This is a genomic window from Bacillus sp. 205(2023) (assembly GCF_037027485.1).
GTDB lineage: Bacteria > Bacillota > Bacilli > Bacillales > Bacillaceae > Bacillus > Bacillus halotolerans.
Genome location: NZ_JAXCHF010000002.1, coordinates 450,881 through 470,239, shown reverse-complemented (window position 1 = coordinate 470,239; position 19,359 = coordinate 450,881). Strand labels below are relative to the sequence as shown.

General features: G+C 44.9%; 17 protein-coding genes and 4 tRNA genes. 18 read left to right on the top strand and 3 right to left on the bottom strand.

From position 1 onward, the window contains the following. The first annotated feature begins 31 nt into the window (after positions 1-31). The 12 genes from WA325_RS09840 to htrC all read left to right on the top strand — a co-directional run bounded on the left by WA325_RS09840 (position 32) and on the right by htrC (position 9,809). Positions 32-451, top strand: a complete 420-nt coding sequence (locus WA325_RS09840; protein ID WP_336183558.1) for a VOC family protein — start codon at positions 32-34, stop codon at positions 449-451. Positions 452-657: 206 nt separating this feature from the next. Further along, complete coding sequence (gene purA, locus WA325_RS09835) at positions 658-1,950, top strand: adenylosuccinate synthase (RefSeq protein WP_336183557.1); 1,293 nt, start codon at positions 658-660, stop codon at positions 1,948-1,950. Between the two features lie 222 nt (positions 1,951-2,172). Next, positions 2,173-2,248, top strand: a tRNA-Lys gene (locus WA325_RS09830). 10 nt (positions 2,249-2,258) lie between these two features. Continuing rightward, positions 2,259-2,330: transfer RNA gene (locus WA325_RS09825), tRNA-Glu, on the top strand. An 82-nt stretch (positions 2,331-2,412) separates the two neighbouring features. Further along, a tRNA-Asp gene (locus WA325_RS09820) sits at positions 2,413-2,489 on the top strand. Between the two features lie 35 nt (positions 2,490-2,524). Beyond that, positions 2,525-2,597, top strand: a tRNA-Phe gene (locus tag WA325_RS09815). Positions 2,598-2,980: 383 nt separating this feature from the next. After that, on the top strand, positions 2,981-3,688 hold the full coding sequence (walR, locus tag WA325_RS09810) for a cell wall metabolism DNA-binding response regulator WalR (protein WP_010332599.1): 708 nt from the start codon (positions 2,981-2,983) through the stop codon (positions 3,686-3,688). Between the two features lie 6 nt (positions 3,689-3,694). Next, positions 3,695-5,530 carry a cell wall metabolism sensor histidine kinase WalK gene (gene walK, locus WA325_RS09805; RefSeq protein WP_044160205.1) on the top strand — a complete coding sequence of 612 codons (1,836 nt, stop codon included), beginning with the start codon at positions 3,695-3,697 and terminating at the stop codon, positions 5,528-5,530. Next, positions 5,520-6,887: a two-component system activity regulator YycH gene (yycH, locus tag WA325_RS09800; RefSeq protein ID WP_336183556.1), complete on the top strand. Its 1,368-nt coding sequence runs from the start codon at positions 5,520-5,522 to the stop codon at positions 6,885-6,887. The genes walK and yycH overlap by 11 nt, the downstream gene beginning before the upstream one ends. Next, complete coding sequence (locus WA325_RS09795) at positions 6,874-7,719, top strand: two-component system regulatory protein YycI (RefSeq protein WP_105991103.1); 846 nt, start codon at positions 6,874-6,876, stop codon at positions 7,717-7,719. The genes yycH and WA325_RS09795 overlap by 14 nt, the downstream gene beginning before the upstream one ends. Before the next feature lie 14 nt (positions 7,720-7,733). Further along, the gene (locus WA325_RS09790; RefSeq protein ID WP_024123515.1) at positions 7,734-8,528 is read left to right on the top strand and encodes an MBL fold metallo-hydrolase; all 795 of its coding nucleotides are present in this window, start codon (positions 7,734-7,736) and stop codon (positions 8,526-8,528) included. Positions 8,529-8,609: 81 nt separating this feature from the next. Next, positions 8,610-9,809: a serine protease HtrC gene (htrC, locus tag WA325_RS09785; RefSeq protein WP_336183555.1), complete on the top strand. Its 1,200-nt coding sequence runs from the start codon at positions 8,610-8,612 to the stop codon at positions 9,807-9,809. Positions 9,810-10,032: 223 nt separating this feature from the next. On the opposite strand, the gene rocR is transcribed toward htrC, so the two are convergent. Next, complete coding sequence (gene rocR, locus WA325_RS09780; protein ID WP_024123512.1) at positions 10,033-11,415, bottom strand: arginine utilization regulatory protein RocR; 1,383 nt, start codon at positions 11,413-11,415, stop codon at positions 10,033-10,035. Positions 11,416-11,655: 240 nt separating this feature from the next. Between rocR and rocD the strand changes: the two genes are divergently transcribed. From rocD to rocF, 3 genes are all read left to right on the top strand, one after another. Next, positions 11,656-12,861: an ornithine aminotransferase gene (gene rocD / locus WA325_RS09775; RefSeq protein ID WP_336183554.1), complete on the top strand. Its 1,206-nt coding sequence runs from the start codon at positions 11,656-11,658 to the stop codon at positions 12,859-12,861. 224 nt (positions 12,862-13,085) lie between these two features. After that, on the top strand, positions 13,086-14,489 hold the full coding sequence (locus tag WA325_RS09770) for an amino acid permease (protein WP_095712589.1): 1,404 nt from the start codon (positions 13,086-13,088) through the stop codon (positions 14,487-14,489). Between the two features lie 73 nt (positions 14,490-14,562). Next, positions 14,563-15,453, top strand: a complete 891-nt coding sequence (rocF, locus tag WA325_RS09765) for an arginase (protein WP_336183553.1) — start codon at positions 14,563-14,565, stop codon at positions 15,451-15,453. Positions 15,454-15,493: 40 nt separating this feature from the next. On the opposite strand, the gene WA325_RS09760 is transcribed toward rocF, so the two are convergent. Next, positions 15,494-15,610, bottom strand: coding sequence for a Phr family secreted Rap phosphatase inhibitor (locus WA325_RS09760; protein ID WP_010332587.1), 117 nt, complete (start codon positions 15,608-15,610; stop codon positions 15,494-15,496). Next, positions 15,611-16,708, bottom strand: coding sequence for a Rap family tetratricopeptide repeat protein (locus WA325_RS09755; RefSeq protein WP_336183552.1), 1,098 nt, complete (start codon positions 16,706-16,708; stop codon positions 15,611-15,613). A 109-nt stretch (positions 16,709-16,817) separates the two neighbouring features. On the opposite strand from WA325_RS09755, the gene WA325_RS09750 reads away from it, so the two are divergent. From WA325_RS09750 to WA325_RS09740, 3 genes are all read left to right on the top strand, one after another. Continuing rightward, positions 16,818-17,288 carry a GNAT family N-acetyltransferase gene (locus tag WA325_RS09750; RefSeq protein ID WP_336183551.1) on the top strand — a complete coding sequence of 157 codons (471 nt, stop codon included), beginning with the start codon at positions 16,818-16,820 and terminating at the stop codon, positions 17,286-17,288. A gap of 149 nt (positions 17,289-17,437) precedes the next feature. After that, positions 17,438-18,175, top strand: coding sequence for a YiiX/YebB-like N1pC/P60 family cysteine hydrolase (locus WA325_RS09745; RefSeq protein ID WP_336183550.1), 738 nt, complete (start codon positions 17,438-17,440; stop codon positions 18,173-18,175). Between the two features lie 9 nt (positions 18,176-18,184). Next, a complete protein-coding gene (locus tag WA325_RS09740; protein ID WP_336183549.1) occupies positions 18,185-19,348 on the top strand; it encodes a hypothetical protein in 1,164 nt (387 codons plus the stop codon). The last annotated feature ends 11 nt before the right edge of the window (positions 19,349-19,359 follow it).

The following is a 19,359-nucleotide window of genomic DNA, read 5'->3' as shown; positions in this document are numbered from 1 at the left end:
AATAAAATGAGCCAAAAAGGAGAGGGTAACAATGAGAAATCGTTTTTCACAATTTCATGCCGCGCAAATTAGGATAGCAAGACCTACGGGCCGGCTTGATCAGATCATTCGCTTTTATGAAGAAGGGCTGGGCTTAAAACGAATTGGTGAATTTCATCAGCATAATGGGTTTGACGGAGTCATGTTTGGCCTCCCGCATACCGATTACCACTTGGAATTCACCCAGCATGAAGAGGAAAGAACAGCCCCCGTTCCCCACCCAGACAGCCTGCTCGTCTTTTATGTGCCGAGCGAAGAAGAAATCAAAGCCATCACTGCAAAATTAAAAAGCATGGGCTATCAGGAGGCTGAACCTGAGAACCCGTACTGGAGTCATGGAGGGGTGACGATAGAGGATCCAGACGGCTGGCGGATCGTGTTCATGAACACAAAAGGGATTTCAGGCAAGTGATTCTTTCTTCTGCTAAAGGATAAAAGTTTCATGAGCTTTTCAAGGCAAATCTTTAAGAAAACGCTTCTAAAGTCAATTAAAGCGAACGAATTTGGATTTACAAGAATTTAATGTTCGGATTTACAATTGACTTTCTGTTTCTTCACTGATAAACTTGATTTGTTTGAATAGAATCGTTTTTGAAAGGTTAACGGAGGTGCACGGACATGTCTTCAGTAGTTGTAGTAGGTACGCAATGGGGCGATGAAGGGAAAGGTAAAATCACAGATTTCCTGTCAGAAAATGCAGAAGTGATCGCCCGTTATCAAGGCGGAAATAACGCAGGGCACACCATCAAGTTTGACGGAGTCACATACAAGCTTCACTTAATCCCGTCTGGAATTTTCTATAAAGATAAGACGTGTGTGATCGGAAACGGAATGGTTGTAGATCCAAAAGCATTAGTCACAGAGCTTGCGTATCTTCATGAGCGCAACGTCAGTACAGATAACCTGAGAATCAGCAACAGAGCTCACGTGATTCTGCCGTATCATTTGAAGTTGGATGAAGTGGAAGAAGAGCGAAAAGGAGCAAACAAGATCGGCACAACGAAAAAAGGAATCGGCCCTGCTTATATGGATAAAGCAGCCCGTATCGGCATTCGTATCGCGGATCTGTTGGATCGTGACGCGTTTGCGGAGAAACTCGAACGCAATCTTGAAGAAAAAAACCGTCTGCTTGAGAAAATGTACGAGACAGAAGGATTTAAAATAGAAGATATCTTAGAAGAGTATTATGAATACGGACAGCAGATTAAGAAATATGTCTGCGATACATCCGTTGTTTTAAATGATGCGCTTGATGAAGGACGCCGCGTGTTATTTGAAGGCGCACAAGGGGTTATGCTTGATATCGATCAAGGAACATACCCGTTTGTTACGTCATCTAACCCGGTTGCCGGCGGTGTCACCATCGGTTCAGGTGTCGGCCCGACAAAAATAAAGCACGTAGTCGGTGTCTCAAAAGCCTATACGACTCGTGTCGGCGATGGTCCTTTCCCGACTGAGCTGAAAGACGAAATCGGTGATCAAATCCGTGAAGTCGGACGTGAATACGGAACAACAACAGGCCGTCCGCGCCGTGTCGGCTGGTTTGACAGTGTCGTTGTCCGCCACGCCCGCCGTGTCAGCGGAATCACAGATCTTTCATTGAACTCAATTGACGTGTTAACAGGTATTGAAACACTGAAAATTTGTGTGGCTTACCGTTACAAAGGAGAAGTCATCGAAGAGTTCCCTGCAAGCCTTAAAGCACTTGCAGAATGTGAACCGGTTTATGAAGAAATGCCAGGCTGGACTGGGGATATCACAGGTGCGAAGAGCCTTAGCGAGCTTCCGGAAAACGCGCGCCACTATCTTGAGCGTGTGTCTCAGCTGACAGGCATTCCGCTTTCTATTTTCTCTGTCGGTCCAGACCGTTCACAGACAAATGTCCTTCGCAGCGTGTACCGTGCGAACTAAGCAGAATACCCGCAAGCCCCTGTTTTCAGGGGCTTGTTTTTTGTTTGAAAACTGCAGATAAGTTGGTCTGAGAAAAAAATATGAAAAAAAACCAAAAAAGTTATTGCCACTTCTATTTGTTCATGATATTATAAATCTCGTTGTTACGGAAACTGCTTCAATAGAGTACAAGATAAGAACTTGATCCAAGTCGTTTGCTCTATGAAAAATCCGGCATCTTAAGAGCCATTAGCTCAGTTGGTAGAGCATCTGACTTTTAATCAGAGGGTCGAAGGTTCGAGTCCTTCATGGCTCACCATTTTTGTGAAGGCCCGTTGGTCAAGCGGTTAAGACACCGCCCTTTCACGGCGGTAACACGGGTTCGAATCCCGTACGGGTCATTGATTTACTTTAGCGTTATTGCTAAATTCCTTATTTGTCTGCGAGAGCTGACACGACAGCTCTCCAGACAAATTACTGTAAGGTCCGGTAGTTCAGTTGGTTAGAATGCCTGCCTGTCACGCAGGAGGTCGCGGGTTCGAGTCCCGTCCGGACCGCCATTTTACTTTACTTAGTAGAGAAAAATAAATGATTTGGCTCGGTAGCTCAGTTGGTAGAGCAACGGACTGAAAATCCGTGTGTCGGCGGTTCGATTCCGTCCCGAGCCACTTACCAAACGCATCTGCAATCGTAGGTGCGTTTTTTCTTTATAAAAAGGATAAACATGCGGAGTGTTATAATAGAAGAAAAAGGGAGAACCGGCCCTGCGGCCGGTTCAAAGAAGAAGACGTCAATGAAAAGACGCACGCAGGTGAGGGGAGGTTTCATTTAAATTATCTTTTTTAAGAAAAGTTGAAAAACATGACAAAAGATAGACAACTGGTGGATGAAGGTGAAAAATGTGTTTTTTTCTAAACCTTTATTTTTTTTATCTTTTGACCTTAAACCGTTATAATAGACAAGGACCCATTGTTCTATTTGGGCCATAAGTGATGTAACGAATGTGATATAGATGAAATGAAGACCATTCGGCAGGAGGAAATCAAAAATGATGGATAAAAAGATCCTTGTAGTAGATGATGAAAAACCGATTGCAGATATATTAGAATTTAACTTAAGAAAAGAGGGCTATGAAGTGCATTGCGCCTATGACGGAAATGAAGCCGTTGAAATGGTGGAAGAGCTTCAGCCTGATTTAATTCTTTTAGATATTATGCTTCCGAATAAAGACGGCGTTGAAGTATGCCGTGAAGTCAGAAAGAAATACGATATGCCTATCATTATGCTGACGGCTAAGGATTCAGAAATTGATAAGGTCATCGGGCTTGAAATCGGCGCGGATGACTATGTTACGAAACCATTCAGCACACGAGAGCTTTTAGCCCGTGTGAAAGCGAACTTGCGCCGCCAGCTGACAACAGCGCCAGCGGAGGAAGAATCATCTTCCAACGACATTCATATCGGCTCCCTCGTGATCTTCCCTGACGCGTATGTAGTGTCAAAACGAGATGAAACGATCGAATTAACCCATCGTGAGTTCGAATTGCTGCATTACCTGGCAAAACACATCGGACAAGTCATGACACGTGAGCACTTGCTGCAAACAGTATGGGGATACGATTACTTTGGGGATGTCAGAACGGTTGACGTAACAGTGCGCCGCCTTCGTGAAAAAATTGAGGACAACCCGAGCCATCCAAATTGGATTGTCACACGCCGCGGCGTCGGTTATTACTTGAGAAACCCTGAACAGGACTAATGCCCAATGAATAAGGTTGGTTTTTTTCGGTCGATCCAATTTAAGATTACCTTGATTTATGTGCTTTTGATTATCATCGCGATGCAAGTCATTGGTGTGTATTTTGTCAATCAGGTAGAGAAGTCGCTGATTACATCTTATGAACAATCGCTTAATCAGCGAATCGACAACCTTTCTTATTATATTGAGCAGGAATATAAGAGCGATAATGACAGCACCGTCATTAAGGATGATGTCAGCCGTATTTTGAATGACTTCACGAAGAGTGATGAGATTCGGGAAATTAGTTTTGTTGATAAAAGCTATGAAGTGGTTGGCTCTTCAAGGCCATATGGAGAAGAAGTTGCAGGGAAACAAACGACGGATCTCATTTTTAAAAGAATTTTTTCTACTAAACAGTCTTATTCTAGAAAATATTATGACCCGAAAAGCAAAATAAGAGTCCTCATTTCCGCAAAGCCCGTTACGACTGAAAACCAAGAGGTTGTCGGAGCGATTTATGTAGTAGCGAGCATGGAAGATGTCTTTGGCCAAATGAAGACCATCAACACGATACTGGCCTCCGGCACTGGTTTGGCCCTCGTTTTGACAGCCCTTCTCGGTATTTTTCTGGCCAGAACCATTACCCACCCGCTTTCAGATATGAGGAAGCAGGCAATGGAGCTTGCGAAAGGGAATTTCTCCAGGAAGGTTAGAAAGTACGGACATGATGAAATTGGACAGCTCGCCACAACGTTTAATCACTTAACGAGAGAGCTTGAAGATGCTCAGGCAATGACAGAGGGTGAACGCAGAAAGCTTTCCTCTGTTATTGCCTATATGACGGATGGCGTTATTGCCACAAACCGAAACGGCGCGATTATTCTCTTGAACAGCCCGGCGCTGGAGCTGCTGAACGTTTCACGTGAAACAGCCTTAGAAATGCCGATTACAAGCTTGCTGGGGATTCAAGAGAATTATACTTTTGAAGATTTAGTCGAACAGCAGGACTCTATGCTGCTCGAAATTGAGCGCGACGATGAATTGACAGTGCTTCGTGTCAATTTCTCCGTGATTCAAAGGGAGCATGGTAAAATCGACGGTTTAATTGCTGTCATTTACGATGTAACCGAGCAGGAGAAAATTGACCAGGAGCGCAGAGAGTTTGTAGCGAATGTATCACACGAGCTGCGGACGCCGCTTACGACCATGCGCAGTTATTTAGAGGCATTAGCGGAAGGCGCGTGGGAAAATAAAGACATTGCGCCGCGTTTCTTAATGGTGACGCAGAATGAAACAGAGCGGATGATTCGGCTTGTAAACGATTTGCTTCAGCTTTCTAAATTTGACAGCAAGGATTATCAATTTAATCGTGAGTGGATTCAAATCGTCCGATTTATGTCGCTCATTATTGATCGTTTTGAAATGACGAAGGAACAGCATGTGGAATTTATCCGCAATCTGCCGGACAGAAACCTGTATGTGGAGATTGACCAGGATAAAATTACGCAGGTGCTCGATAATATTATTTCCAACGCTTTAAAATATTCACCTGAAGGCGGACATGTCACCTTCTCAATTGACGTAAATGAAGAGGAAGAACTTCTCTATATCAGCGTTAAGGATGAAGGGATCGGGATTCCGAAAAAGGATGTCGAAAAAGTCTTTGACCGCTTCTACAGGGTTGATAAAGCCAGAACGAGAAAGCTCGGCGGGACCGGTCTGGGACTTGCCATTGCCAGGGAAATGGTTCAGGCGCACGGCGGAGATATTTGGGCAGACAGTGTAGAAGGAAAAGGCACAACGATAACTTTTACTCTTCCATATAAAGAGGAACAAGAGGATGATTGGGATGAAGCGTGAAAATATAAAAACAATATTACTTACGGTACTCGTCGTCATCAGTCTTGTTTTTACATGGAGCATATGGACATTTCAGCCTAATTTTTCTGAAGACTCGTCATCAGCAGAGTCTACGGTGCGTGAGAAGCATAAAATTGAAAAAAATACCCAAAAGCTGTCTGAAACGGTAAAACCGCGGGAAATGTTTATTCATGATGACGGTGCTCATTATAAGGTCGATGATGAAACGCTTTATGATGAAGTCTGGTCAGATTTGCCGCATTGGGATGTAAAAGGCATTAAAGATATATCGGATCAATATGATAAGGCCGGATTTAAGAGCTGGTTTTATGGAAGAGGCGGTTCTGCTGCCAAGCTTGATCTGCAATTCAGTGACACGATACCTATTGATATTATTCAAACGCTGTTTAAATGGTCCAATCAATCGTTTGAATACAGCTCGTTTGATCATATTATGATCCCATTCGATGAAACAAAAACGAATAAGAAGATTTATTTGGTATCTTACAGCAAGCAGCTTATTCTGGAAGTGACGGTTGAATCAGCAAACTACCGGAATATCATGAACGATTTAAAAAACAAAGAATCAAATATGCCTGCGTACAGCTTGTTCTCGATCGGCACAAAGAAAGAGTTTTTGCTTCCGAACAAATCGCTTACGATGGATAAAAAGGAATTTGTCACGGAATCAATTAAAACAAACACTTTTAAACAAGCGCTGTTCAGCGATCCGAGCATTGTAAGAGAAGATTCGAATTATAATAACAGAAATGTACTGACGGACGGCATCAGCCGTTTAGATGTCAGCCTGACCCAGCGGCAGGTTCAATTCCAGCAGCGTAATTTAGTGCAGAGCACTTCGTATCAAACAGGTGAATTAATCAAAAAGAGCCAGAAGTACCTAGAGGATACAGGAAGCTGGACGGATCACTATCAATTTTTTAATATCAACGACAGCCAGCAGCTGAGCTTCTATATCTTTATGGATCAGCTCCCGGTCATTAACAGCATGTCTAAACCGTTTGGCGGAACTTCGGCAATCACCGTCCAATGGGCCAATGACGATATTCTCAGCTATAAACGGCCGAACTACAGTCTTGGAACGAATCCGATTAAAACAAGTGAGACACAGCTGATGAGCGGCAGGGAAGTGAGGGCCCTTCTGTCCAAACAAACGGCGTATGATACGGACAAAATTGATCAGATTTTCCCTGCGTATCAGATGATCTCAACATCAACCAACGATGATCCTCTTGTTGAGCTTGAACCGGTTTGGGCTATGAGAATAAATGGAAAAGTGGTGCCGATTACGAAGGAATTATTGACGAAGGAGGGGGCAGACAATGGAGTGGAATAAGACAAAAACAATCTTCATCGTTGCCTTCCTCATTTTAGATATTTTCTTAGGCTATCAATTTTTTGAGAAGCAATCTAATAGTAAAGAATATGAAGTCATTAAAAATGATGTAGAGCATGACATGAAGGCAGACCATATCACGTATGAAGGTCTGGATAAAGAAGCGATAGAAGGCTATCGGATCACAGCGAATCAAAAAGTCTTCACGAAGGATGATATTGAATCACTCAAGGATCAAAAGCCTATGATGGATATGCCTAGTGATGATCATAAAGTAACGAACCTAAAGATGAAGTTTACGAGCCCGATAGCCCTTTCAAAGAAAAACATAGAGGACGATGCACAGGCGCTTGTGTCTTCTAAAATTCAAGATGGTGAAAAATATAAGCTTTGGAAGGTGGATAAATCTAAAAAAGAAATCATTTACTTCCAAACGTATGAAGGCCATTACATTTATCAGAAGACTGACAACTCCTCTAATATGATCGGACAAGTAATTTTGCACTTAAACGATAAAAACGAGGTTGTGTCATACGAGCAGTCGACGCTTGAAACCTTTAAACAGATTCAGAAGGAAAACTTAATTACTGAGCTTGATGCGGTTGAATTATTGTACTATCAAAATCAATTAAAAGAATACTGCACCATAAAGAGTGTGAAATTCGGCTATGTGGCGCAATATCCGCTGACAAGCACGCAGGTGCTGGCTCCGGTATGGAGAGTTACGGTGGAGTATGATAAAAAAGTGAACGGCGAGAAAAAGAAAGTGCAAGAGTATTTTACTGTGAATGCTTTGGAGAGTACGATTTTAGATACAGATCAATCAAAATAATGGAGTGAACTGAAATGAGCTTGCAATTTAGCGTTCTTGCGAGCGGGAGTACGGGAAATGCGTTTTACCTGGAAACAGAGGATCACGCGTTTTTAGTGGACGCCGGTTTGAGCGGGAAAGCCATGGATGGATTAATGGCGCAAATCGGACGTAAGCTGGATGATGTGGACGGCATTTTTGTGACGCATGAGCATAGTGACCATATTAAAGGCCTCGGCGTTATCGCCAGAAAGTACAAGCTTCCGATCTATGCGAACGAGAAGACGTGGAAGGCGATGGAGAACCAGATCGGCAAAATTGATACCGATCAAAAGTTTGAGTTTCCGATGGAGACGGTGAAGTCGTTTGGCGGACTTGATGTAGAATCGTTTGGCGTCTCTCATGATGCGGCAGAGCCCATGTTTTATGTGTTTCATTGTAATGGGCGCAAGCTCGCGTTAATGACAGATACAGGGTATGTCAGCGACCGGATGAAGGGCATTATCCGCTCGGCGAATGTGTTCGTTTTTGAAAGCAATCATGATGTCGGCATGCTGCAAATGGGAAGATACCCTTGGAGCATTAAGCGGCGGATTTTAAGTGACGTCGGGCACGTTTCAAATGAAGACGCTGCGTTGGCGATGACTGATGTTATCGGCGACGAGACGTCTCGTATCTACCTCGCTCATTTGAGTCAGGACAACAATATGAAAGAGCTGGCCAGAATGTCTGTCCAGCAGACATTGGCTTCTAAAGGATTTGTGACAGGCGAAACATTTGATTTGTTTGATACCGATCCGAAAAAGGCTACTCCGCTTTGCGCTGTATAATTTTTTCTTGTGTAACATGACTATTATAGGAGTTTCTAATCCACAATATAACCATATCAACGTTCTCTGAAAGGATGGAATATGGTGGATTACGAGCGTGAGGAAGAACATAATACTCCTGAACAGCCGAAGAGAAGCAAAAAAGGTTATTTTCTTTCAAGTCTGATCGGGGTGATTGTCGGCGCTGTATTGATGGCGTTTATTATGCCGTACCTTTCAAATGAGGGGTTTGATACGGGCGAGGCGGATCAGCAGCAGACCAACGGCCGGGAATCAATTCGAACAGTGAATGTCAGTGTGAACAACGCTGTCACTCAGATTGTCAGCAATGTGTCGCCGGCTGTTGTCGGTGTCGTAAACATTCAAAAAACAGATATTTGGGGAGAAAGCGGTGAGGCTGGGAGCGGCTCAGGCGTCATCTATAAGAAAAATGACCACTCTGCTTATGTCGTGACCAACCATCATGTGATCGAGGGCGCTTCCCAAATTGAAATCAGTTTAAAAGACGGTTCGCGTGTGTCTGCTGAGCTTGTCGGCAGCGACCAGCTGATGGATCTTGCCGTTTTGCGGGTGAAAAGCGATAAAATCAAAGCTGTCGCTGATTTTGGCAATTCAGATAAAGTGAAATCTGGTGAACCGGTGATTGCGATCGGCAATCCGTTAGGCCTTGAATTTGCAGGTTCTGTCACACAGGGCGTCATATCGGGAACAGAGAGGGCGATTCCGGTTGATTCCAATGATGACGGTCAGCCTGACTGGAATGCAGAGGTGCTGCAAACCGATGCGGCCATTAACCCGGGGAACAGCGGCGGAGCTTTGTTGAATATGGACGGAAAAGTCATTGGCATCAATTCAATGAAAATCGCGGAGTCAGCGGTTGAAGGGATTGGCCTGTCCATTCCATCTAAGCTTGTGATCCCGGTGATAGAGGATTTAGAGAAATACGGCAAAGTGAAACGTCCGTTCCTTGGTATTGAAATGAAATCGTTAAGCGACATTGCAAGCTACCATTGGGATGAAACACTGAAGCTTCCTAAACATGTGACCAATGGAGCGGTGATAATGGGTGTAGATGCCTTATCACCTGCCGGAAAAGCGGGACTCAAGGAGCTGGATGTCATCACTGAATTTGACGGACAAAAAATAAATGATATTGTGGATCTTCGGAAGCGGCTTTATCAGAAAAGAGTCGGTGATCGGGTGAAGGTGACGTTTTACCGCGGCGGAAAAGAAAAGTCCATTGAAGTGAAGCTGTCCTCCGCAGATCAGTTAGGAAGTTAATACAAGCAGTCTGGCACTGATGCCAGGCTGTTTTTTATGTAAAAAAGCGGAACGGGGGTCACGCCCGTTCCATTTCAAAAAAAAGATCGAATATGAGAAAATACAAGATGGATGTTACACGTGAAACAGCGTGTAAGGGCTTGTCAGCTTTCCATTTTCAGCGTTTATTTTAATGGTTTGTTCTGTATGATTACTGGTTATTATTTTAATGATGTACATAGGTTTATTTTGCGTGCAGAGAAAACTTCTTCAGCCGATATTGCAGGCTTTGTCTGCTGATGCCGAGCTCCTGAGCGGTTTTTGAAATGTTATGGCCGTGTTTTCTAAGGATGTTTTCGATCACATATTTTTCAAAGCTCTCCATTTTTTCTTTTAAATCAGCGGCGGGCTGATGTCCTGCGGGTTCCGGCTTCGAGATGTCTGCCGGCTTGATTTTCATGCGGTATTGATATGGCAGATGGTTGGCCGTAATCGTTTGTTCATCTGTCATGAAATTCATCGCACCCTCGATCATATGCTCAAGCTCGCGAATATTTCCCGGCCAATCATAGGATAAGAAAAATTGCTTCACATCTTCACTGATATGTTCGACATTCATTTGAAACAGGTGGTTGTTTTTCTGGATGAACTCTGACGCAAGAAGCAAAATGTCCTCTTTGCGTTCCCGAAGCGGCGGGATGATCAGTGTCACGACGCTCAGCCTGTAATACAAGTCCTTGCGCATTCGTTCTCCCGCAATGGCATCAATCGGGTCTTCATTCATCGTGGCGATAATGCGCACGTCAATCGGTGTATCCTTGGTCGAACCAATGCGTCTGATTTTCCGTTCTTGCAGGGCGCGCAGCAATTTTGCCTGCAAGCTCAAATTCAGTGAGTTGATTTCATCTAACAGAAGTGTGCCGCCATGCGCTTGCTCAAACAAGCCAGGCTGGTCAACGGCACCTGTAAACGCGCCTTTTTTCGTACCGAACAGGATGCTTTCCACCAGACTGTCCGGCAGAGCCGCACAGTTTTGAGAAATGAACGGGCCGCTTGATCGGTCGCTGCCGTTATGGATACTTTGTGCGAACAGCTCTTTTCCCGTGCCGGTTTCACCTGCGAGAAGAACCGATGAAGACGTGCGGGTCGCCCGCTTGGCGTTTTCGATGACATCCTGAATCGCCGGACTGGTGCCGAGAATGCTGTCAAATGTGTAAGTCGCATTTCCTTTTTTATGCATATTCTCTCTGATCAGGCGTTCCAGCTTTGTCACGTCCTTGGCAATTTCGACAGCACCTTTGATGTTGCCGTCTTGGACGATCGGATATGTATGATTGATTGTCGTGATTTCCTGGCCTTTATTATTGAAATAGCTTTGCTTTACATTTTTGATCGTTTTGCCTTCCTGGAGGGCTTGCACAAGTGTGCTGTCCTGCTGCTTCGAAAACATAAATACATCCATCAGGTTTTTATTTAAAACGTCCTGCTTCTCCATATCTTCAATTTGCATCATTTTGTTGTTATAAACAATCGTGTTTCCATGCTCGTCCACGACGTGCAGGCCGACATCAATTTCATCCAAAATGCTCTGAAACACTAATGTGAGGAATTCGCTGTCTTTGACCAAAGTATAAACCTCCCTCATTTATTTTCTTAATATTGCTTCTATTTTATAAAAGAATAGAGAGGATATGCAAAAGAATTTTGCACTATATGAAAATTTCGTGCGAAATATCTGAATATTTTTGCACCCTTGCCTCGAATATTGTAGAAAATACACGAATGTGCGAGTTGGCACGAAACTTGCATTTATAAAAAGGGAAAGCAGGATATTGTGTTGAAACAGAAAACAAGGGGGAATTCAAATATGCCAGCTTTATCAAAATCCAAAGAAATTATTGATCAGACGTCTCATTACGGTGCCAACAATTATCATCCGCTGCCGATTGTTATTTCTGAAGCGCTGGGTGCTTGGGTAAAGGACCCGGAAGGCAATGAATATATGGATATGCTGAGTGCTTATTCTGCGGTGAATCAGGGGCACAGACACCCGAAGATCATTCAGGCGTTAAAGGATCAGGCTGATAAAATCACGCTGACGTCTCGCGCGTTTCACAATGATCAGCTCGGACCGTTTTACGAAAAGGCGGCTAAGCTGACGGGCAAAGAAATGATTCTGCCAATGAATACGGGGGCTGAAGCGGTTGAGTCTGCGGTGAAAGCAGCGAGACGCTGGGCTTATGAAGTGAAGGGCGTGGCGGACAATCAGGCGGAGATCATTGCGTGCGTCGGAAATTTCCATGGCCGGACGATGCTGGCGGTTTCTCTTTCTTCTGAAGAGGAGTATAAAAGAGGGTTCGGCCCGATGCTTCCGGGAATCAAACTAATCCCTTACGGAGATGCGGAAGCGCTGCGCCAGGCGATTACGCCAAACACAGCGGCATTCTTATTTGAACCGATTCAAGGCGAAGCGGGCATTGTGATTCCGCCTGAAGGGTTTTTGCAGGAAGCGGCGGCAATTTGTAAGGAAGAGAATGTGCTGTTGATTGCCGATGAAATTCAGACGGGTCTCGGACGTACAGGCAAGACATTCGCTTGTGACTGGGATGGCATTGTTCCTGATATGTACATTTTGGGGAAAGCGCTTGGCGGCGGTGTGTTCCCGATCTCATGCATTGCGGCGGACCGCGACGTTTTAGGCGTGTTTAACCCGGGTTCACACGGCTCCACATTTGGCGGAAATCCGCTGGCATGTGCGGTGTCCATCGCCTCACTGGAAGTGCTGGAAGATGAAAAGCTGGCGGAGCGTTCTCTTGAGCTTGGCGAGTATTTTAAACAAGAGCTGGAGAGCATTGATAACCCTATCATTAAAGAAGTCCGCGGCAGAGGGCTGTTTATCGGTGTTGAACTGACGGATGCGGCGCGTCCGTATTGTGAGCGTTTAAAAGATGAAGGACTTTTATGCAAGGAAACGCATGATACTGTCATTCGTTTTGCACCGCCATTAATCATTTCCAAAAAGGATTTGGATTGGGCGATTGAAAAAATCAAGCATGTGCTGCAAAAGGCATAAATCCGCATCATGGCGGGATATTCACTTCGTTTGTATAAATTTACAACAGAAAAATTAGCACTCCCTATTTGCTCAGCTACAGTATTTTAGTATAATGTATCTTTATGAGAAGAAGTGAATTTTATATTAAATAGATAGAGACTCTTTGGACAGCAAACTGGGATACGCATCACGATAGATGTTCCAGCTTAGATCCAATACAAGTTGCTGAAGGGGTGCAGAATGTGAATACGAACCAAGATAACGGAAATCAGCTCCAGCGGACAATGAAATCTCGCCACTTGTTTATGATTTCATTGGGCGGAGTGATCGGAACCGGTTTCTTCCTGGGAACCGGGTTTACCATTAACCAAGCGGGACCGCTCGGCGCGGTTCTGTCTTATTTAGTGGGCGGCTTTATCATGTTTTTGACCATGCTCTGCTTAGGGGAGCTTGCGGTCGCCTTTCCTGTATCGGGGTCCTTCCAGACCTATGCGACAAAATTTATCAGCCCGGCCTTCGGATTTGCGTTCGGCTGGCTGTACTGGCTCGGCTGGGCAGTTACATGCGCAATAGAATTTTTGTCAGCGGGGCAGCTGATGCTCCGCTGGTTTCCGCACGTTGATGTCTGGATTTGGTGTCTGGTCTTTGCGGCCCTAATGTTTACCTTAAATGCAATAACCGCGAAAGCCTTTGCAGAATCTGAATTTTGGTTTTCCGGCATTAAAATATTGATTATCCTTTTATTTATTATTCTCGGCGGAGCCGCTATGTTCGGCTTCATTGACCTAAAAGGCGGAGAGCAAGCGCCGTTTCTGACGCATTTTTATGAAGATGGGTTATTCCCGAACGGCATAAAGGCAATATTGATAACGATGATTACCGTGAACTTCGCATTCCAGGGAACTGAGCTGATCGGGGTTGCAGCCGGAGAAAGTGAAAACCCTGAAAAAACGATTCCGCGGTCCATCAAACAGACAGTATGGAGAACACTTGTCTTCTTTGTTCTTTCAATCATTGTCATTGCCGGCATGATTCCGTGGAAACAGGCGGGTGTTGTGGAAAGTCCGTTTGTTGCCGTATTTGAGCAAATCGGAATTCCATATGCCGCTGATATTATGAACTTTGTTATTTTAATCGCGCTGCTATCCGTTGCGAATTCAGGTTTATACGCATCGACTCGTATCCTGTACGCGATGGCGAATGAAGGACAGGCCTTCAAAGCGCTCGGCAAAACAAATAAAAGAGGTGTGCCGCTGAACGCGTTAATTGTAACGATGGCTGTAGCCTGCCTGTCGCTTCTGTCAAAAGTAGCGGCGGCCGAAACCGTGTATATGGTGCTTCTATCCTTGGCGGGCATGAGCGCACAGGTCGGCTGGATCGCGATTTCACTTTCCCAAATCAGGTTCAGACGCAAATATATCCGTGAAGGCGGCAAGATAGAAGATCTAAAATTTAAAACACCGCTATACCCGGTGCTTCCGCTGATCGGCCTGACGTTAAATACAGTCGTTCTCATCAGTCTCGCGTTTGATCCGGAGCAGCGTATCGCGCTGTATTGCGGAGTGCCGTTTATGGTCATTTGCTACATCATTTATCATGTTGTCATTAAAAAACGCAAGCAGGCAAATCGTCAGCTAGAGCTTTAAAAACGTTGTCCGCAAGTCATCTTTGTTAGTACCCGCATAGGACATTATCTTATATGTTGAGGTGGAATCACAGATGGATAAAACGATTTCGGTTATTGGAATGCCAATGGATTTAGGACAAGCACGACGCGGAGTGGACATGGGACCAAGTGCCATCCGATATGCCCATTTGATTGAGAGGCTGTCAGAAATGGGTTATACGGTTGAAGATCTCGGTGACATTCCGATCAGCCGTGAAAAGATCCAAAACGATGAAGAACTGAAAAACCTAAATTCCGTACTGGCAGGAAACGAAAAGCTCGCTCAAAAGGTGAACACCGTGATTGAAGAGAAAAAATTCCCGCTTGTCTTGGGCGGCGATCACAGTATCGCGATCGGCACGCTCGCAGGTACAGCGAAGCATTACGATAAGCTCGGCGTCATCTGGTATGACGCACACGGTGACCTGAATACGCTTGAAACATCACCTTCAGGCAATATTCACGGCATGCCGCTGGCCGTCAGCCTCGGCATCGGGCACGAGTCACTGGTGAACCTTGAAGGCTACGCGCCTAAAATCAAACCGGAAAATGTCGTCATTATCGGCGCCCGGTCACTTGATGAAGGAGAGCGCCAGTATATTAAGGAAAGCGGCATGAAGGTGTACACCATGCACGAAATCGACCGCCTCGGCATGACAAAGGTGATCGAAGAAACCCTCGATTATTTATCAGACTGCGACGGCGTCCATCTCAGCCTTGATCTGGACGGACTTGATCCAAACGACGCACCGGGTGTCGGAACCCCTGTCGTCGGCGGCATCAGCTACCGCGAAAGCCACCTGGCTATGGAAATGCTGTATGACGCAGGCATCATTACCTCAGCTGAATTCGTTGAGGTTAACCCGATTCTTGATCATGAAAACAAGACTGGCCAAACAGCGGTAGAGCTAGTAGAATCCCTGCTAGGGAAGAAATTGTTGTAGACATGTGAAAACCCCCGCATCCCAGCGGGGGTTTTCTTTATTATCCAATCATTTTCTCAGCGACTTTCATCTCTTGTGAGTGTGATTGATGATCTGCAATAAACCAGCCGGATAAAATCACTGCTGCAACGCCTGCGCCAATTAGAAACTTTTTCATTTACATAACCTCCGTTTGTTTAATGAGTTCTTCAATCTGTAATGCTTCATAAAAAAAGTGGGCAGCTTCTTTGTAAAGCTCGTTTTCCCTATACCGTTCGCCAGCCAAAATGGAAAGTTCTCTTACACTGTCGTATTCTCTCTCCGACATCAACACACCCATATGTTCTTTGCATAAGTGAAACGTTTCCGCATGACCTCCTTCTGCGTAAATGGCATATAAAATATCAATTTTTGCCTCACATATCTTATTCGGCTCAGTATTGAATTTTCCCTTCAATTTTTGGTAATAAGCCAGGGCCTGTTCTTTCTTTTCAGTCTTAAACAGCTCTCGTATCAGCAAGTAAACAGAATGATAGTAATAGGCAGATCGGGCGTACTCTTCGTTCTGTAAAGCCTCTTCTAATTTTGAGATGGCCTCGTCTGATTTGCCGCTTTGAGCATGGAGAAGCCCAAAGTTATGTAAAAGCTGGGCCTCAAAAAAATGATCCTCTAATTCTCTCGTCATGCGAATGGCTTCATCCAAATAGGTTTCCGCCTCTTCAAACTGGTTCATCTCGGTAAAATTGCCTGACATCGTAATTAATGCGGAGGCGAGTTTCTTTTTGTAATCCGTTTCTTCTCTGAACGTTTTGACCGCTTGCCTTGTATGGTTGAGAGACACCATATTTTGTCCCAGTTTATAATAGAGCTTGCCGACCTTCAGATGAAATTCGGCTTTTTCGATCGGATCGGGGATGTTGCTGAGATACTGCTCCGCTTCTTTATAGAGCCCGATGGCAATTTCGTAATTATTTTTATAGGCTTCATACATGCCTTCAAACAGAAAAAAGTAATATTTCAGCATGTCTGACGTAGCATTCATATGAGGAGACTCCTCATGCTCAAAGCCCAGCCCTCTCGCTTCATGAAGCAATACTTTATGGCGCAATTCTAATAAGGAGAAGTAGGCAAGCACCTCCTGATCCTCTTCCATATCATCCAATAAAGGCTTCACTTCTTCAAAGATACGGGCGGACTCTTCAACTTCATGTTTCTTGATCGCAAGGTACCAATCGTTGAGCATGTTAGCGATTTCTGCGGGTGCAATCTTATTCATTTGAAACTCCCTTCTCTATTCATTTATCAATCTATTTGCTTATCTTGATAGTAACACCTCTTTCTATTTTATGTAAAATCCTCTAGTCAATAAATAAAGGAGAAGCTATATGACCATCACGCTAACCCCCATGCAGATCGAAGAATTTCGATCCTATCTGACATACACGACAAAGCATTATGCAAGAGAAAAGGTAAAGGCAGGATCGTGGCTCCCTGATGAGGCCATGCTTTTGTCCAAACAGACTTTTTCTGATTTGCTGCCGAATGGGCTGCAAACGCATCATCACCATTTGTGGAGTATCATCCTGAACGGAAAGGAAACGGCTGGCTGGCTCTGGATTCACGCAGAACCGGAACACCCGCAGCAGGAAGCGTTTATTTACGATTTCGGGCTGTATGAATCATATCGGGGAAAAGGTTTCGCGAAGCAAGCCTTGAACGCACTGGATGAGATGGCGGGAAACATGGGCATTCGAAAGCTGTCTCTTCACGTATTTGCTCATAATGAGACGGCAAGGCGGCTGTATGAGCGGGCTGGATTTCAGGAGACTGATGTGATTATGAGTAAGAAGCTTTAGGCCTGGGGAAGGCCTTTTTTTGTGAGACAACCTTCCTGTAAATGATTTCTAAAAATTCTGTAAATCACCTAGCTACCTTCCACATTTCCCTAATATAATGATGATAAAGGAAATCATCTTTCCTAACACACATGAAAAGAGGAGATGTTATGAGTATTATGGGAAAAATGTTTATTGGTTTGGTAGCGCTTACAATGTGCAGCAGCCTGTTTATTTCTCCCGCCAAAGCTGTGAAGGCCACGAACTATGCTGAAGAAATCGCAGCGCTTCAGCCAGGCACGACCCCAGAAGAAATCACAAAATCCGCCAGCCAGATTGCCAAACAGCAGCGCGTAAAGACCGATGTCATTCTCAAACAGTTTTACAATGAAATCACCGCCGATAAAGCAGAAGGAGACCAGCTCGCCAAGGAAAGCGGCATGTCCATGATGGGCGGCTCATCCGGTACGAAAAAACTTCCCACAAGCTCGAAGGGAAACATCTACTACACCAACTCCTACACAGCCTACTACAACCATGGCCACGTCGGCATGTACTCCGCCGCTGACAAAATTGTTGAATCTGTTCCAAGCGACGGCGTCAGACAAATTGCTTATAACGCCAGAGACGTGGAAGACAACTCCATCGTACAGACAGTCAATGTCACTTCTTCACAAAAAACATCCGCTGCCGACTGGGCGGTATCGAAAGTCGGCGACTCATACTCGTTTAACTTCGTCAATAACAGAAATACCGGCCATGACGGCGCCAAAAACTGTTCCAAGCTCCTGTGGTCCGCATTTTTGCTCAAAGCCGGCATTGATATCGACAGCAATAAAGGGTTAGGCGTTTACCCGCGCGACATCACAAGCTCTTCCTATACGACAACCGTCATGACGATCCATTAAGGAGCGGATATGAAAAAGTGGATGATCACCATCGCCTTGCTGATGCTCGCAGGAATCGCATTATTTGTCTTCGTTTCTCCTCTAAAAAGCCATAAAGCCGTGAGTCAGCAGGATCTCCGAAACCCTGATTTTCTGAACGACAAAGAAGTCCTGCTGTATTTCTCAACCTCTGCGGATCAAGATGCATTTGGCGGCGGGAAAAGCTATGCCCTGTTTATCAGCCAAGACAGGTCGCTGTCTTCATTTCAGATGAAGGGCCTTGAGCTGGGTTCCGCCAAGGCTCATGACGACAGTGTGATGCTGGAGGACAAAAACCAGATTTTCACGATCAAAGACGGTCTGAGCTCCCATAAAAGAGCCTATCAGCACACCGGTGACAGCGCAGGATTTCTGCAAAACACGGACGGCTTTTACACCCTCTACAACTCCGGCTATGACAAAAAGGGAGGCGGATACCGCTCAGAGCTGTACCGCCAGTTGGACGGGGAGTGGAAAAAAGACGTCATTCCTTACTACATCCGAGCCTCCGGTTTTCATGGTGGCGCCATTTACGCACTTGTCCCGACAGACGATGAGAAAGGCTACCAGCTCCTTCAGATTCAAGCCGATCAAAAGAAGCTCACATATCAAACCATCACTGAATGGCAGTATCGGGAAGGAGCCTCAATCGAATCCCAGCTTACTGCGGACGATCAAGCTGTATATGTGATGGTTCGGGGGCAAAAAGCCAGCAATCTCTATCAAATGGTGAAAATCAATAAGAAAAACGGCAAAGTGGAGCTTTATGATATCGCCGAATACAAAAACGACGAGCAAACCATATACAGCTCTATGCCGTTCAGCTTCAAAAAAAGCTTTTTCTCGTATCATGGGTCCCTGTATTTCATTGACGGCTTCGGAAAGGTATACAAGATCGATGCAAAGACAGGAAAAAGCCGGATTGCCTTCGCCCTTTCCCCAGAGAAAATGAAGGCCGATTTCAAAGAAATCACACAAAAAGGCAGCAGCCTCTATTTCTTCACATATACCTACAACCAGCCTGCATACATTGAACAATACAGCCTGAAAACCGGAAAGAAAGTGAAGGAAAAAGAGATCGGGACGGTAAAGGACGTCGTGACGCCGAAGAGTCATTTAAAGCTGTATGATTTTGAGGTGATGAAGGATTTTTAAGGTGAAGGGGG

Excerpts from the sequence above, each read along its gene's own strand:
- walK (WP_044160205.1), top strand. The coding sequence starts at position 3,695 with ATGAATAAGGTTGGTTTTTTTCGGTCGATCCAATTTAAGATTACCTTG.
- walR (WP_010332599.1), top strand. The coding sequence starts at position 2,981 with ATGGATAAAAAGATCCTTGTAGTAGATGATGAAAAACCGATTGCAGAT.
- WA325_RS09760 (WP_010332587.1), bottom strand. The coding sequence starts at position 15,610 with ATGAAAAAGTTTCTAATTGGCGCAGGCGTTGCAGCAGTGATTTTATCC.
- yycH (WP_336183556.1), top strand. The coding sequence starts at position 5,520 with ATGAAGCGTGAAAATATAAAAACAATATTACTTACGGTACTCGTCGTC.
- WA325_RS09750 (WP_336183551.1), top strand. The coding sequence starts at position 16,818 with ATGACCATCACGCTAACCCCCATGCAGATCGAAGAATTTCGATCCTAT.
- rocF (WP_336183553.1), top strand. The coding sequence starts at position 14,563 with ATGGATAAAACGATTTCGGTTATTGGAATGCCAATGGATTTAGGACAA.
- rocD (WP_336183554.1), top strand. The coding sequence starts at position 11,656 with ATGCCAGCTTTATCAAAATCCAAAGAAATTATTGATCAGACGTCTCAT.
- WA325_RS09795 (WP_105991103.1), top strand. The coding sequence starts at position 6,874 with ATGGAGTGGAATAAGACAAAAACAATCTTCATCGTTGCCTTCCTCATT.
- WA325_RS09745 (WP_336183550.1), top strand. The coding sequence starts at position 17,438 with ATGAGTATTATGGGAAAAATGTTTATTGGTTTGGTAGCGCTTACAATG.
- WA325_RS09840 (WP_336183558.1), top strand. The coding sequence starts at position 32 with ATGAGAAATCGTTTTTCACAATTTCATGCCGCGCAAATTAGGATAGCA.
- WA325_RS09740 (WP_336183549.1), top strand. The coding sequence starts at position 18,185 with ATGAAAAAGTGGATGATCACCATCGCCTTGCTGATGCTCGCAGGAATC.
- htrC (WP_336183555.1), top strand. The coding sequence starts at position 8,610 with ATGGTGGATTACGAGCGTGAGGAAGAACATAATACTCCTGAACAGCCG.
- WA325_RS09755 (WP_336183552.1), bottom strand. The coding sequence starts at position 16,708 with ATGAATAAGATTGCACCCGCAGAAATCGCTAACATGCTCAACGATTGG.
- WA325_RS09790 (WP_024123515.1), top strand. The coding sequence starts at position 7,734 with ATGAGCTTGCAATTTAGCGTTCTTGCGAGCGGGAGTACGGGAAATGCG.
- purA (WP_336183557.1), top strand. The coding sequence starts at position 658 with ATGTCTTCAGTAGTTGTAGTAGGTACGCAATGGGGCGATGAAGGGAAA.